Source organism: Amphritea opalescens (assembly GCF_003957515.1).
GTDB lineage: Bacteria > Pseudomonadota > Gammaproteobacteria > Pseudomonadales > Balneatricaceae > Amphritea > Amphritea opalescens.
Genome location: NZ_RQXW01000029.1, coordinates 1 through 16,544 on the forward strand (window position 1 = coordinate 1; position 16,544 = coordinate 16,544).

Consider the following 16,544-nt stretch of genomic DNA (forward strand, 5'->3'; position numbering starts at 1 on the left):
CACGAATACCAGTGCCACAGGTACGGGTACCATTAATGATGATGATGGTGTACCAAGCATCAGCATTGCCGATGCGAGCATGGAAGAGGGCAGCACGCTGACCTTCAATGCGACGCTAACCGGCTCTGCTGCCATCGCTTACGATGTGGATCTTGCGCTGAGCGAGTCTAACCCTGCCTCTGCAACCGCCGGCACCGACTACACCAATGCGATGACGGTGACTGTCGTGGGCGGTGCTAACGATGGCGACACGTTAACCCTCAATGGTAGTACCGTGACCGTACCGGCAGATGCCACCGGTCTGACAATTGCTGTGGACACCACCGATGATGCGGTCTATGAAGGGGATGAGACCTTCTCAATCTCTGGTCAGACTGGCAGCATGACAACGGCCGCCACCGCGACGGGCACCATTACCGATGATGGTACGGGTCCTGACGGCAATGATCCGGGAACTGATCTGGATAATGATATTCCGACGCTCACGGTTAGCAGCCCAAGTGTGACCGAAGGCGGGCAGATGGAATTCAGCATCAGCCTGAGTAATCCGAGCACTGAAACTGTTAGTGTTAGTGTTGCCACGGTTGATACCGGCAGCGCTACCGACACCACGGATTACACACCAAACCTCGAATACTTCAATAGTGTCTCTGGCCAGTGGGAAGCGGTAACGGGTGACCTAAGCTTTACACCAGGTGAGACCTCTATTCAGGTACGTTCTGCGACGGTTTCAGATAGCATTGCTGAGGCGAATGAGATCTTTGATCTGACAGCAACAGTTACAACAGGTACAACCACGAATACCAGTGCCACAGGCACGGGTACCATTAATGATAATGACAATATACCTAATGCTATTAACAGCAGTGCTTCGACTCTCGAAGATACAACGCTGACATTCTCTGCATCAAACTTTGGTTTCAGTGATGCTGATGCTGGGGATTCGTTGCAGATGATTCGGATCGAATCGCTGCCGACGGATGGGACGCTATTGTTTAACGGCGTTGCAATAACAGCCGCTAACTTAGCAACCTTTAATGCGGGTTCTAATGTTATCGATAGTGCTGATATAGGGCAGCTGACCTTTGAACCTGCATTGCATGAGTCTGGTTTTGATGACTACAACAGTGCTGGAGAAGGGGATCAACTTAATTCGTATGATTCCATTACCTTCAGTGTTTCTGATGGCAATAATTGGAGTGCGGCTCCGGCGACACTCAGCATCGATGTGACGCCTGATGCGGATGCTCCTAACCTATCGGTTAATGGTGCTCAGGCAGACAATGGCGATAACCTGGTTGATCTGGCTTTTGTGCCAGAGTCTGTAGGCTTAACGACAACGGTCTATACCAATGTGGGGCAGAATAACGCGCTAATCGACAGCGTTGATTTGGAAGGCATTTCTGATGCTCTGTCCGGTGGAACAACTCAGGTATCTACTCAGCCTTATCGAGAGGGTGGCGATGATACTGACAATATCGCCGTTGACAGCATCGAAGTCACTACTGGGGTTATCTACCTTGAAGCGGGTACTACGTTGTCTTTCAATGGTTTTAGTGATGATGCGTTCCTGATTGAGATTGGTGGCGATACCATCCTTAAAACGACCGGAGATGCCTACGGGGCTTATGATACATCCACCACGGGGACTGATACTATTGGTGGTGGTGCCGTAACCACCTATGGTGATTTTACAGCCTCAACAACGGGCTATTATACTTTTGAAATGTATATCTATAACCACAGTGGCCCTGGTGACCTGTCGGTTAATGTAAGTGTGAATGGTGACGATAGCCAAGCATTTGATAACACTGCGGTTGATATGTACCCGAGTATTGAGGTTGTTGATGCAGCTGAAGGCAGCCATTCAGATCTTGTTCTAGCAACGGGCACCGATGGCGGTTATTACCCTATAGAGTTAAACAAAGGTTATGAAAATACGCAGATTAAGTTAACGGCTATCGATTCAACGCTGGTTGATACCGATGGTTCCGAAGTCCTCGGTAGTGTGGTGATCTCTTCTATACCTGAAGGCTCTACTTTAACGGATGGTACTATTGCTAATAGCTTCACGGCGACGGCGGGCAATACCGACGTTGATGTGACCAACTGGAATTTAGATAACCTAAGCTATATTGGGCATACCGATCTGTTCAATGGTCAAAGTGAAGTTCATACCTTAGTGGTTACTGCGACCTCTCAGGAGATCGTTGATGGTGCGGTTGTTGATACGGCACAAACGGTGGCAAACCTTGATATCACCGTGATTGAAGTGAATGCTATACCTAGTATCAATGCTGTAGAAGCAGCTGAAGTGTCTGAAGAAGGGCTTACGCCTGAGGACACAACAAACGAATCGGTTTACACCGGAACCTATACCGCCGTTGATGGTTCAGGTAATTCGCTTGGGGCCACATTCGCCGCAGTGACAACGGTGACGACATCGAATGGTACGACACTCACCTCCGATGGTGATGACGTGACGTTTGCGTTGAGTAACAATGACCAAACGTTAACGGGCACCGCTGATGGCACCGATATTATCCGAATTGAGCTTGCCGATGACGGTACCTATGCGGTTACATTGTTGGGGCCGGTTGATCACTTGGATAGCACTAGTAAAGATAGCCTAAACTTCGATCTTAATTTACAGGTCACGGATGGAACTCAGAGCGCTAGTGGTACTTTGAATATCCGTGTCGAAGATGATAGTCCTCTCAATAGCGGTCTTAGTAACACGATTCAAGTGCCGGTTGTGCAATCAAATATCATGTTGATCTTAGATTTCTCTGGCAGTATGAAAGGGGATAACCTCACTGACATGAAAGCAGCACTCATCGACATGCTGGACGAGTATGCTAAGGCCGGTGAGACCGCGGTTCAGATCGTTAGCTTTAGCAAGACTGCTAGTACGTTTGCAGATGGGGGATGGGTTAGTATCTCGGATGCTAGGGACTACATTATCGGACTAGATGATGATGATATGTCAGGTACTACTAACTATGATGCTGCGTTGGCGGCAGCAGAAACAGCCTTCGCTGAAACGTCAGGCTACCTCTCTGACGGTAAGAATATATCTTACTTCTTATCCGATGGTTCACCGACTAGAGGGTATAGCATTGGTTCTTCGGATAAGACTGCATGGGAAACGTTTGTCACTAATAATAATATAGATTCATATGCTGTTGGTTTTAGTAGTGCAAGGATGAGCTCTCTTGAGCCGATAGCTTATAACGGAATCTACAGTGTGGAGCGGGACGCAATTGATGCAACTGTTGCGGGTACCTCACTGGCTGATGTGCTATTGGCTACAGTCGATGGAGCCTTGTATTCTGGCGTTGATAGCTCAGGAGCACTATTCGGTGGAGACGGCGGACATGTCTTAGAGTTGACCTATGGTGATCACGATCCCTATAGTTATGATCCTACCGATCCAGATTCAGCTCCAGTTCAAATCATCAAGTTGACAGAAGGCGATATGGTTCTTGACTTTAGTGACGGAACCTTCACCTATACGTCGACGGTGCAAAGTAACGATACGGTAACCGAAAACTTCATTATCAGCGTGATAGATAATGATGGTGATCCGTCTGGTAATCAGACGTTGACACTGGTGATTGAAAAATATCATACCAATCCGTCTTCCGGCGATGATCGTTTGGTTGGTACCACCGGTAATGACACCATTGATGGACTCGGTGGTAACGATATTTTGATGGGCGATGAGGGTGATGACCTGTTGATAGGTAGCGCCGGTGCGGACACTTTCGAGTGGAACGCGGGCGACCAAGGTAGCGCAACAGCACCGGCTAGTGATCATATTCAGGACTTTACAGTTGCTGAGGATAAGATTGATCTATCGGATCTGCTCGATTCTTTGGGTATGTCATCACCGGGTGTCGTTGAATCTTACTTGAGCCTAACCGAAAATAGCGACAGCGATACGGTGTTGGAAGTTAAGGATAGCGGTGATGTTGTTCAGGAGATCGTACTGGATAATGTCAGTATCGATAGTCTGAAAACAGACCTTAGTGTTGATCAGTCGGCAACGAATAACGAGTTGCTTACTCAGTTGATCGATCAATCCAAACTGATTGTTTGATGGTTTAACCATAATGGGTGGCTTTTTCGGAAGCTGCCCATTTTTATGGTTATGAGGCGATATCAAACATCCGTATGGTATTCGTTGATGGAAGTTCGTAAGTTGTTGATTTGTTTTTGTTAAATCGATACTTTAGAAAGATAGTATTCCGAAGAGGCAATAAGAAATAGTGGAACAATCAGAATCAGACTGGGTGTTTGGTACCAGTCGAGAACAGTTTGTTGATCCTTTGCTAGATGCTCTGGTTCTTTTGAGTAAATACTATGGAACACCCGCCTCTGAAGATTCCTTGAGTAGTGGCTTACCACTAGTCGACAACCGATTAACATTGGCGCTGTTTCCACGGGCAGCTGAGCGTGCTGGTTTGTCGGCTCGGTTGGCTGACCAATCCTTATCGGAGATACATGAACTGTTATTGCCCTGTGTGTTGTTATTACACAACCACGGCAGTTGCATTTTGATGTCGATCAATCACGAAGCCGGTACCGCGCGAATCCTACAGTCGGAAAGTGGTGATGGTGAGGTCGAGTTATCTCTGGCGGCGCTGGAAAAAATCTACTCAGGCCATCTGTTCTATATACGCAAGAAATATCAGTTCGATCAGCGTAGCCCCGATGTTCTCGATACTCAGGAAGGGCATTGGTTCTGGAGTACTTTTCGTAGTGCGGTGCCGATCTACAGAGATGTGTTAATCGCTTCTTTGTTGATTAACCTCTTTGCCGTTGCATCGCCGCTGTTCGTGATGAATGTCTACGACCGGATTGTGCCAAATCTTGCGTTTGACTCTCTCTGGGTGCTGGCTATTGGTGTGGGGTTAGTGTTTGTTTTTGACCTGATACTCAAGCATCTTCGTTCCTATTTTATCGATGTGGCGGGTAAAAAACTGGATCTACAGCTGTCGGCGAAGATATTCGCGCGGGTGATGGGGATCAGGTTAGAAGCCCGGCCTCTGTCTGTCGGCGCTTTCGCGAACAATTTGCAATCGTTCGAAATGATTCGGGAATTTATTACCTCGGCGACGCTAGGGGCACTGATTGACCTGCCATTCGCGTTGCTATTCCTATTAGTTATCTGGATTGTTGGCGGCCCGTTGGCGCTCGTACCGCTGACGGTGATGATTATTTTAATTGGCTATAGCCTCTATATTCAAAAACCACTGGCTAGACAGATCGAGATCACCTCAAAGATTGCTTCACAAAAGCAGGCAACCTTGGTCGAAGGTTTGACGGGTATTGAAGCGGTTAAGATCAACGGTGCTCAGAGTCAGTATCAGGTGGTGTGGGAACAAGCGGTCAGTAAGATGGGCCAGCATGATATTCAAACCCGAAAATTAGCCAATGGTGCATCGTCTTTATCTGGTTTTTTACAGCAGATGATGACAGTGGGGATCGTGGTTCTAGGTGTGTACCTAGTGGCGGCGGGAGACCTCAGTATGGGCGGCATTATTGCTTCAGTGATGTTAGCTGGGAGGGCGGTGCAACCGTTGGCGCAACTGTCGTTACTGGCGACGCGATATAACCAAGCGAAAGCCTCGATGAGCCTTATTAATCAGGTGATGGAGATGCCTGTTGAGGAAGAAGAGGGCAAGAGCTACGTGAGCCGTCCTAAACTGCAGGGTAAAATTGAGTTTGATAAGGTGTGTTTTTCCTACCCTGGGCAACAGCGCTATGCGCTGCAAGATGTTAGCTTTACCATTCAACCCGGTGAACGGGTCGCTCTTATCGGTGGTATAGGGGCGGGTAAAAGCTCATTAGAGAAATTGATTCTTGGATTGTATCAGTGCACTCAGGGTGATGTCCGTATCGACGGAGTGAATATCGCGCAGCTTCATCCGGCTGATTTACGCCGTAATGTCGGTGCGATCATGCAAGAAAACCACCTGTTCTTCGGTAGTATCCGAGACAACATCGTGATGGGTGCGCCTTTTACCAGTGATGAAAACTTATTACGGGCTGCCGAGTGGGGTGGTGTCACTGCGTTTACTAACAATGATCCTGAAGGCTTAGAGCGACAGGTAGGTGAAGGGGGACGGCAGCTCTCTGGTGGGCAGCGTCAGTCCGTTGCGGCCGCTAGAGCGATTGTGATGGACCCGCCGATTATGCTGTTAGACGAGCCGAGTAGTCATTTAGATCGCAAGTCAGAAGTGCGGTTAATGAACCAGCTGAAAGCTTTAGATCGTAGCAAAACGGTCATTCTGAGTACCCATAAGTCGAGCCTGTTAGATGTTGTTGATCGTATTATCGTGCTCGAAAATGGCCGTTTGATTGCCGATGGGCCGAAAGCGGAGGTCATTAACTGGTTACGGGATGGTGTTAGTCAACAGAAGGCGAAACAGGAGGGGAAATCCTAATGGCGGACCTTCCTAACGATAACGTTCCGGCTGCTGCAGATAAGCCCGTCTCAGAGGCGAGTAAAACGTTGAGTAAAGTGCAGCCGGCTAAGCAAACGCAACAGGGTAAAAGTGCGGTTGATGATGATCTGCACGATTTTATTGATAACGCTGCGGCGAGTGTATTACTAGATACGCCACGTAGCTCGCAGATACTACTTTGGGGCGTGGTCTGCTTTGTGGTGGTGGCGATTGTTTGGGCGTATTTTGCCGAATTAGATGAAATTACCCGCGGTGAAGGGAGTGTGATTCCATCAAAGCAGATACAGGTCGTACAGTATCTTGAGGGCGGTATTCTTAAAGAGTTATATGTTAAAGAGGGTGATAAGGTCGAAGCGGGTCAGCCTCTGTTACGCTTGGATGAAACACGGTTCTTATCCGATTTTCGAGGGCAGGCGCAAGAGAAAGCTCATATCGAAGTGTCGATTGCTCGCCACCGTGCAGAACTTGAAAGTATTATCATCAACGATACCGCGGCTAAGAGTGAGTGGAAAGAGCAGGTTAAGATCGAACCGCAGCCGATCGCACTGAGTGCTGACTGGCAGACAGAGAACCCCGATTTACTCGATAGGGAGCAATCCCAATTAACGGAATATCTGAGGAATCTAAATAACCAGTTAGATATTATTGGTCGACAGATTCAGCAGGGTGATCAAGAAGCGAAAGAACTCGAATCTAAAATAAGCCATCTATATCGCTCTTATCAATTGGGTTTGCGTGAACTAAAAATGACGAAACCCTTAGCCGATGAGGGTGTTATTCCTGAAATTGAGTTAATCAAACTAGAAAGAGAGCTCAATAGTTATAAACAAGAGCTTGAGGGCGCGAAGTTATTGCTGCCTAAAGTTCGGCTAAGTATCGAAGAGTCGGTTGCGAAACGTCGTGAAATCGCGTTAAATGCTCGCAGCGAAAGCCAGCAAAAATTGAATGAAAGTCTGGATGAATTAAAACAAAAAACGGAAGCGCAGGTTAACTTACGAGATCGCGTAGATCGGACAATGGTTGTGTCGCCGGTGCATGGCACCATCAAAACCATTTCTGTTAATACCATCGGTGGTGTTATTCAGCCAGGAATGGATTTGATCGAGATTGTTCCGACTGAAGATCATCTACTGATTGAAGCGAAGATATCCCCTAAGGATATCGCTTTCTTACGGCCGGGGTTAAGCGCGGTGGTTCGATTAACGGCCTATGATTTTTCCATCTATGGTAGCTTGAAAGGTACACTGGAACATATCAGCGCAGATACGATTGAAGATGAAAAGGGTAATCTTTATTACCTGATACGCGTACGTACAGAAAATACAGATTTGGGGCGGGGTGTTACTTCACTGCCAATAATTCCCGGCATGATGGCGACAGTTGACATTATGACGGGGAAAAAGAGCGTACTTGATTATCTGCTTAAGCCTATCTTTAAAGCTCAGCAGCAGGCATTAAGAGAACGATAACGTTTAAAAGGACTTTATCCGGGGGGAACGGTTCAATGGGTCATATAAATAAAATAACGGCTAGTGCGCTAGCAATGGTGATGTGGTCGGGTACAGTCTCGTCACAGACTCTGGTGGAAGCAACGTCTTTTGCCATTGGCAACTCACCTGATGTTGCGATTGTAAAAAACCAGTATTTGAGTCGCATCGAGCAGATGGGTGTGTCCAAGGCTGGCTATAAACCAACAGTCGATCTGGCGTTGGGCTGGGGTGGTGAGTGGACCGATAGTCCAACTACGCGTACCGCAACCGGCAGTTCAGATTATGTCGATCTAGAGCGTGGCGAAGCGTCGCTGACCATGAGTCAGTTGTTGTACGACGGATTGCGCACTAAGAATAATAACGACCGGACGAAAGCCGAAGCCGAAGCGCATCGATTTCAACTCTGGAATGTTGCTGAAAATACCACACTCGAAGTAGCTGATGCCTATATGACGGTGATCCATGCGCAAGAAGAATCTGTACTGGCCGCCGCCAACCTTGAAGCGCATATTGAAATTCTTGACGGTATACGCAAACGTTCAGAGCACGGTTTAGGTTCTGCTTCTGATCTATCTCAGGTGAAGGGGCGATTGAGTCGGGCGCATACTAATTACTTAGCAACCGATAATAATGTTCTGGATGCTAAGGCCCGTTATTACAAAATCGTCGGTCAAGAAGCGATCGGCTTAGTGAAACCTGAGTCCGTTGATGAGTTTTTACCGATATCTTATGATCAAGCACTAGAGCGTGCAGGTAGGGTTCATCCAACACTGCAATCAGCGCAACTCGATGTGGATGCTGCGGTGGCGCAATTAAAAACCCGTGATTCCGATTTTCATCCCGATGTGCGCTTAGAGCTAGGTGGCACATGGAATAATAATATCGATGGTACCGAAGGTTATACCAATGACCTGACTGCTATGATTCGGATGCGTTATAACCTATTTAACGGTAATGCGGATTCTTATCGTAAGAAAGAAGCTTACTATCAACTGATGGAAGCCAGTGCCATTCGTGATCGGGCACAACGTGAAGTCGCTGAAGGTATGAGCCTGTCATGGAACGCTTATCAGTTATTAGAGCGGCAAATGGAGTTTCTTGAAGCCCACGTAATCGAAGCTGAAAAAACCTTGGATGCTTACAAGCAGCAGTTCAGCTTGGGACGTCGTACCTTGGTCGATTTATTGGATGCCGAGAATGAACTCTTTGAAGCACGACGCGAACTACTGTCTGCGGATAAAGATCGCGTGTTGACTCAATTCCGAGTGCTAAATGCGATGGGTGAGTTACTGAGCGTGCTTAACCTTGATCGTGAATCTGTTCTGACCCTTGAAGACCAAGCAGAAGTCTCTGCGCAACGTGACTAAACAGATCATCTCAGGGTAATTAAGTGGTAGCCTTGGCTACCACTGATTTGCTGGCTGAATCTTGTTTGACAATCCGCTATAATCCCCGCCTTTTTAACAGTCTTGAATGTATCTATGAGCGAAGAACCGGCAAAGCAACAGAAAACCCGTCTAAACAAACTGCAGAAACGACTACGGCGTGAAGCGGGTCGTGCCATCGAAGATTTTAATATGATCGAAGATGGCGACAAGGTGATGGTGTGTTTGTCCGGTGGTAAGGATTCCTTTGCCATGTTGGATATTCTGATGAATCTCCAGAAAAGTGCGCCGATTCATTTTGAAATTCTGGCGGTTAATTTGGACCAAAAACAACCGGGCTTTCCTGAACACGTACTCCCCGAGTATCTTGCTCAGGTTGGCGTATCTTTTCATATTATTGAAAGGGATACTTATTCGGTGGTTAAAGAGCTCATACCGGAAGGTAAAACCACCTGCTCTTTATGCTCACGCCTACGACGTGGAACACTCTACGGTTTTGCCGAAGAGGTCGGCGCTAATAAAATAGCCCTGGGTCATCACCGTGACGATATTTTAGAAACGTTTTTTCTGAATATGTTTTATGGTGGCAAACTTAAATCGATGCCGCCTAAGTTGTTGAGTGATGATGGCAAAAATATGGTCATCCGACCGCTTGCTTATGCCCGCGAAAAAGATATCGCAGCCTATGCTGAATTGCGTGAATTCCCGATTATTCCCTGCAACTTGTGTGGCTCACAGGATGGTCTACAGCGCCAAGTGGTTAAAGAGATGCTGCAAGATTGGGATAAGCATCACCCCGGCCGTATCGAAATTATGTTCCGCTCATTACGCAATGTTGTTCCATCCCACTTAGTGGATACGGAATTATTCGACTTTAAAGGGCTGGAGCGGGGTTATCCACAAGGTGCTGCGGCTCAGCGTGGCGCTGAACCAGCCAGTGCGTTACCGGAAATGATCGATATCCTTTCACTTTGATCGTTCACCTCGATGCCAAGGAGTTCACCAAATGAATATCTGGGTTGATGCTGATGCCTGTCCTAATGTGGTTAAAGAGATACTGTATCGGGCAGCGGAGCGGTTAGGGGTTAAGACGGTACTGGTAGCAAATCAGTTTTTGCAAACCCCATCATCTGCCTTTGTCAGTGCGGTGCAGGTACCCGCGGGCTTTGATGTGGCTGACAATTATATTGTTCAAAAAAGCGTACCCGGTGATCTTGTGATTACAGCGGATATTCCTCTGGCATCGGAGGTGCTTGAAAAAGGTGCCCATGCGTTGAATCCTCGGGGTGAGTTCTATACCCCTGAAAATATTCGGCAGCGGCTCAATATGCGTGATTTTATGGATCAGCTACGGGGTTCAGGTATCGACACCGGTGGGCCTGCAAAACTCAATCAACAGGATCGGCAGCAGTTTGCCAATCAGTTAGACCGTTTTTTGGTTAAGCATGTTGTTCGATGATCACCTGGTTTTTAGATAAAACCTAGGGTAAACCTTTATTTTTGTGCTGTTTTGGATTAGTTTCTTAGGTCTTAAAAATAAGAACTGAGGTTTCTATGAACGATGCACTCTTAATTCGAAATGATATTGATGGTGTTTGTACCCTGACACTTAACCGTCCTGATGCCTATAACTCCTTGTCGATGGAACTGATGCAAGCACTGATTGCAGAGTTCGGTTTGATCGCCGATGACAATTCGGTACGTGTTGTGGTGTTAAAGGGCAGTGGTCGCGGTTTCTGTTCCGGCCATGATTTAAAGCAGATCATTGGCGAAGGTGAAGAAGATTATTATCAGTGTACTTTTGATACCTGTTCAGAATTAATGCAGAGCATCGTTAATTTACCCATCCCTGTGATTGCTCAAGTGCATGGGGTTGCGACAGCCGCCGGTTGTCAGATAGTGGCGAGTTGTGATCTTGCGGTGGCCAGTGATAAATCTCGTTTTGCCACACCAGGCGTTAATATCGGTTTGTTCTGTTCCACACCCATGGTTGCTCTGAGTCGATCTGTCAGTAAAAAGCATGCGATGGAGATGCTCTTGCTCGGTGATATGATCAGTGCGGCAAAAGCGGCCGAGATCGGTCTAGTGAACTGGGTCGTCGCGGATGAGTTAGTGGAGCAAAAAACCGATGAGGTAGCGGGTAAAATCGCGGCTAGTTCGCGTAAAGCGATCTCGATCGGTAAACAAGCTTATGTGCGTCAAATCGATAAGCCCTTGGACGAGGCGTATGTCGAATGTAGTCGAGTGATGACTGAGAATATGCTCACCCACGATGCAGGCGAGGGAATTGATGCTTTTATTAATAAACGTAAACCCCGTTGGCAGCATCGCTAAACCGTTCGTTTAACCCATCAAGCCGCAGTGATCTCTGCGGCTTTTGTTTTTCTGCTGGTTATCATGCGGGGTCGGCGGCATTAATGGGGTAAGATTCCCTCATGGCAGAGGTTGGATCAATCAGGTTGTGGCCATTGTTTGATGTTGTACTGATAGGTGAAGGATAAAAAATGATGAATCGACGAGCGGTCATTAAGGCGATCACTTCCTGTGGAGCATTGCTTGGCATCGGCGTATTACTACCCCGGCAGGTTCTCGCTGAATGGAATCAGGCGGCCTTTGCTGCTGAGACTCAAGCTGAGGCGATCAAGCTAATGTTTGGCGCTGAACCTGTGGTCAGTGATGAGGTTCATCTGAAACTGCCCATGAGGGTGGCTGATGGTATGTCGGTACCGGTATCGGTTATCACCTCGTTACCCAATGTTGAATCCATTAGTTTGTTTATCGAAGGTAGTGAAAACCCGTTAGTGGCTGAGTTTATTCTGCCAGCAAGGGCGCAGGGAGAGGTGCTGACGCGTATCCGTATCCCGCAAACATCAACCGTGACAGCCGTCGTTAAAACGGGTGAACAACTGTTAAGTGCCTCTCAGGAGGCAAAAATATCTAGCGGTGATTGCGGTTAACCTGAGAACAGGAGGATTGTTTTATGACGGATATTATGACGGTTAAGACCAAGGTGAGTGATCAGGTAACCCGGGTGAAGATGACTGCTAACCACCCGATGCATGATGGTCTCGGTTTTGATGAAATCACTGAGGAACGAATCCCTGCACTGTTTCTGCAACAGGTGACGGTGTTACATGCGGGAGAAATGGTGTTTAGTGCGAACCTGAGTGTGGCTGTCGCGAGTAATCCCTTTTTAGGTTTCAGTTTTTCGGGTGCGGTCAGCGGTGATGAGTTAGTCATTAATTGGGTTGAGAGTAGCGGTAACACGGGTAGTCAAACCGTGGTGATTGAATAACACCGACTAGCGTTTATCCGTCGGTGTCAGAGGTTCTACTCGGTCTTGTCATCCGTTAGAATAGGCGCGGCTAGCGGTATAGCCGTCCGTCGAAAGTAAGCATCAATAGCAGGAGAGCAGCGTGAATCGAATAGGTGTATTGGTCCTTCTCAGTTTTTTGGCACTGACGGGCTGTAATGCAGTAAATGTTAAGCCGGATTCTGAGCCTGCAAGCGAACCGGTGAATAGTTCACCGGTTGTTGCCGTTGATCAGGGAGAACAGTTCGAGAAGTTGAATAGCCGTATTACCCTGCTGCAGGAACAGTTTCTTGAATTGAAAGTACAAAATAGTGCGGTGGCTGAACGGGTGCAGTTATTACTCACGCAGTTTCAGGTGTTAGCACAAGAGGTTAAGCGGTCGACTGCAACACCGAATGCTGCCCCTGTCGATAATGAGATGCAGGATATGATGGCTCGTTTGGATCAACAGTTGCTTGAGCTGCAGCAAATTGCCCCTGAGCTCGGTGGCGGTGATCCCTTTATGCTAGCAAGCTGTTACACCGCTAAGGGGCAGTGGGTCATGATCCGTTATAACCGGTTTTCCGGCGAGAGTTGGATCTCGGCAGCCAATAACTGGCAACCTCTAGCAGAGGAAGGTTCTCCTTCTATTTCTTCCTATGATGTACAGCTGATTCGTGCGAATGGCGATGTAAAGGGCTATGTGGCGGCCCGTATCGATCATAATACCGGTGAGAGTTGGTGGCTAAACCAAACGACCTGGGTTAAATATCAGCCATAAATTGTATTGATTACTATGAATCCACGAACACCTGAGAGTTTAATTCATCTATTCAATGGATTATTCAGCGAGAGCTTGAATACCGTATTGGAGCGGGGAGACGACGAACCGATCTATCTGCCCGCGGATGATAAACACCTGCAACATCGAATTATTTTCGCCCATGGTTTTTTTGCCAGCGCGCTGCACGAGCTGAGTCACTGGTGTGTAGCTGGTGAACAAAGGCGCCTGCTGGTCGATTTTGGTTATTGGTATAAACCCGATGGCCGTACCGCCGCTGAACAGGCTGAGTTTGAAAAAGTTGAGATTAAACCCCAGGCATTGGAGTGGTTGTTATCAGAAGCGGCGGGGCATAAGTTTCATTTTAGCGCGGATAACCTTGGCGCTAATATGGGCGCGAGCGATAGCTTTAAGGCGAGTGTGCAACAGCAAGTGCTGCAATATCTTACTGAAGGGATTCCTGAGCGCCCAGCGCAGTTAATTCAAGCCCTACAGCAGTATTATGGCACTCCACCACTGACCCCTGAACGATTCTCGTTAGAGGGAAAGTGATATCGTTTGCTGAAATGTTAGTGTTTAATTTTTTCTATTTTCCCTTATCCTAGTATTCTTTTTTTGACGTATTGTATTCGTGATCGACTACAGTCAACCGAGAACCATTTTTGTTTGCTGTACTTTTTTTCAATTGCCAGATTCTAATTTAGATCCCTCATCATAAGCTTTTACAGCTATCATTTAGTGAATGAAGGACTGTCATCGTACGGGTATTTTGAAGTGATTAAGCGTTTGAGTTGATGGCTCAGGAGGATAAATTCTGCCTGTCTAAGGTTGATTTATAACCAATTAATAAAGTTTTTTTAAAAAAATCACTCGATATCGGTTGTTTTTTTTACAAGGAAAATGACATTTAAAACACACTTTTAAGTATTTTTTGATGGAAAGGGAGTACCTCTGTAGCCCGCTATTCTTGTAGGTTTTAGTGAGATTTTTATCCATCACTCTGCTGTTTTAGTGCTACTTAATTGTCAACTAAATCCATATTAATTGTAATGTTTTTAGAGGTTTTCCCTAGTTGATATTTTTAATTTCCTTAATTATCATTCGCATCGGGATTGTTGCTGTTTGAAAGGGAATCTAAATGTTAACAAAAGCTCTTTTTATTTTTTGTCTTTCCACGTCTATTTTTTTGGCTTCAGGGTGTTCGACTAGCACACCTAACTACTTGATTGGACCTAAAGAAACGATCCAAGAGAGTCATATTTCACCGAGCTTTAATCAGGCTGAACTTATTGTTTATCGTACAGATATAGATGCGGACAATTTTGACGCTAATTCTGTTTTGGTGACGCATGATCAACGAGTGGTAGGCGGGCTTATGCCTGGGCAGTATCTCGTTAGTAGTCTTTGTTTTGGTGATAATGAGTTAACACTTAAAACAACTGAAGATATTAAGCAGAGTATTAATTTTAAGTCGACTCCGGATAAAGATTTATTTGTTAAAATCGTTTCCGCCTCTAAAGGTGTAATAAGATTTGAACTAGTTAATGAAGCTATTGCGCAAGATGAGTTAACTAATCTTGAATATAAATCTTTCCTCGCTAATCGAAATTTTCCTCAATGTTCTCCTGAAAAAGAAGTCATACTGAAAGAGATTGATCTTAATGCAGATGCTCTATTTGCATTTGATGGCGGTATGTTAAGTGATCTGGTTGCTAAGAACCGACTCGACAAGTTAGTTGAAGAAGTTAGCGCTTTTGATATGAAATCTAACCGGGTTGTTGTCGTTGGTTATGCCGATAGACTCGGTAGCGATACTCATAATCAAACATTATCAGAAAGGCGCGCTAAAACCGTAGCATCCTACCTGATCAGTCATGGTGTGCCAGGTGATATTCAGGCGATTGGATTTGGTAGTGCTGAACCAATAACTACAAATTGTTCTGATTCTCTCGCTCGACCAGAGCTTATTAAATGCCTTCAGCCGGACCGCAGAGTTAGTGTGCAGCTCATCGGACACTATGAGTCTCAGGCAAAGTAATCTAATTAAGTTTGAGCAGTATTAATCAAATAAATTATTTTGTAGGTTCCATATGACCACTCCTTTTCAAGTTATTGTTCAAAATTCTGACGGTATTTTGGACTCACAATTAGTGGGTTCAAATGAAGGTCTAGTTCAAATCGATGCTCAAACTGATACAGCGATAGAACTTCGCCAGTTAGATGCTGATGTCGCACCGCAACAGGTGCTTGTTAAGCGAAATAATGCAGATCTAGAAATTAGATTGGAAGGGCATGCAGCTGATGCGTCACCTGATTTAGTTATTTCAAATTATTATAACCTCGATACGCCACCAGTATTAGTTGGTTTGGCTGAAGATGGCTCTTATTATAATTTTGTACCTCAAACGGGTTTGGAAAGTGACCTTTTATGGGAGCTTGAAGAAGGTGAAACGGCTTATCAAAGCTTAGGTTATGATGCAGTTAATTCCGTTTTTCCGTTTTGGCCTGTTGTTTTGGGAGGGCTTGCACTAGGTGCCGCTATTGCTTCTGGCGGATCTTCTGATTCAGATGATTCTGATAACACACCGCCAAGTGTAACGATTGATTCGCTGCTGACAAACGATAGTACTCCTGCTTTAACGGGCACCATTGATGACAATGATGCAGAGATCAGGGTTATTGTTGATGGTGATGAATATGAGGCAACCAATAATGGTGATGGTACTTGGGAATTAGCTGATGATGAACTTGCTGAATTAGCCGAAGGCGAAACGCCCGTTACAGTCGTGGCAACAGATCCTGCTGGCAATGAAAGTCAAATCGACGGTGTTATTACGGTTGATACAATCGCGCCTGCCGCACCGATAATTAATCCTAGTGATGGGGAAGAACTTACGGGTACCGCGGAAGCGGGTAGTACCGTAAATATCGATATTGATGGGGATGGTGTCACCGACCTCACTACGACCGCAGATGAAAATGGTGATTGGAGTGTAACGCCGACGACACCGATTGCTGATGGTGTTGAGGTGAGTGCTACCGCGACCGATGAGGCAGGTAATACTAGTGGCCCAGGTACTGTGATTATCGATGCGATCGCCCCAATGAATGGCGACGGTAGCA

General features: G+C 46.3%; 13 protein-coding genes. All 13 read left to right on the top strand.

The window, feature by feature from the left end; translation table 11 throughout:
- A partial coding sequence (locus EH243_RS18150; protein ID WP_126160077.1) for a type I secretion C-terminal target domain-containing protein occupies positions 1-4,102 on the top strand: 4,102 nt, incomplete at its 5' end.
- 169 nt (positions 4,103-4,271) lie between these two features.
- Positions 4,272-6,452, top strand: a complete 2,181-nt coding sequence (locus tag EH243_RS18155) for a type I secretion system permease/ATPase (protein WP_126160078.1) — start codon at positions 4,272-4,274, stop codon at positions 6,450-6,452.
- Positions 6,452-7,942, top strand: coding sequence for an HlyD family type I secretion periplasmic adaptor subunit (locus EH243_RS18160; RefSeq protein ID WP_126160079.1), 1,491 nt, complete (start codon positions 6,452-6,454; stop codon positions 7,940-7,942). The genes EH243_RS18155 and EH243_RS18160 overlap by 1 nt, the downstream gene beginning before the upstream one ends.
- A gap of 35 nt (positions 7,943-7,977) precedes the next feature.
- The gene (locus EH243_RS18165; RefSeq protein ID WP_126160080.1) at positions 7,978-9,330 is read left to right on the top strand and encodes a TolC family outer membrane protein; all 1,353 of its coding nucleotides are present in this window, start codon (positions 7,978-7,980) and stop codon (positions 9,328-9,330) included.
- A gap of 114 nt (positions 9,331-9,444) precedes the next feature.
- Positions 9,445-10,323 (top strand): tRNA 2-thiocytidine(32) synthetase TtcA, encoded by an 879-nt coding sequence (ttcA, locus tag EH243_RS18170; protein ID WP_126160081.1) that lies wholly within the window; start codon positions 9,445-9,447, stop codon positions 10,321-10,323.
- Positions 10,324-10,354: 31 nt separating this feature from the next.
- A complete protein-coding gene (locus tag EH243_RS18175) occupies positions 10,355-10,807 on the top strand; it encodes a YaiI/YqxD family protein (protein ID WP_126160082.1) in 453 nt (150 codons plus the stop codon).
- 95 nt (positions 10,808-10,902) lie between these two features.
- Positions 10,903-11,682, top strand: coding sequence for an enoyl-CoA hydratase (locus EH243_RS18180; protein ID WP_126160083.1), 780 nt, complete (start codon positions 10,903-10,905; stop codon positions 11,680-11,682).
- Positions 11,683-11,852: 170 nt separating this feature from the next.
- Complete coding sequence (locus EH243_RS18185) at positions 11,853-12,305, top strand: thiosulfate oxidation carrier protein SoxY (protein ID WP_126160084.1); 453 nt, start codon at positions 11,853-11,855, stop codon at positions 12,303-12,305.
- 23 nt (positions 12,306-12,328) lie between these two features.
- On the top strand, positions 12,329-12,643 hold the full coding sequence (soxZ, locus tag EH243_RS18190) for a thiosulfate oxidation carrier complex protein SoxZ (RefSeq protein WP_126160085.1): 315 nt from the start codon (positions 12,329-12,331) through the stop codon (positions 12,641-12,643).
- Between the two features lie 121 nt (positions 12,644-12,764).
- Positions 12,765-13,421 (top strand): hypothetical protein, encoded by a 657-nt coding sequence (locus tag EH243_RS18195; RefSeq protein WP_126160086.1) that lies wholly within the window; start codon positions 12,765-12,767, stop codon positions 13,419-13,421.
- A 15-nt stretch (positions 13,422-13,436) separates the two neighbouring features.
- Complete coding sequence (locus EH243_RS18200) at positions 13,437-13,973, top strand: elongation factor P hydroxylase (protein WP_126160087.1); 537 nt, start codon at positions 13,437-13,439, stop codon at positions 13,971-13,973.
- A 586-nt stretch (positions 13,974-14,559) separates the two neighbouring features.
- The gene (locus EH243_RS18205) at positions 14,560-15,459 is read left to right on the top strand and encodes an OmpA family protein (RefSeq protein ID WP_126160088.1); all 900 of its coding nucleotides are present in this window, start codon (positions 14,560-14,562) and stop codon (positions 15,457-15,459) included.
- A 52-nt stretch (positions 15,460-15,511) separates the two neighbouring features.
- The coding region (locus EH243_RS18210) for an Ig-like domain-containing protein (RefSeq protein WP_206441666.1) at positions 15,512-16,544 on the top strand (1,033 nt) is incomplete at its 3' end.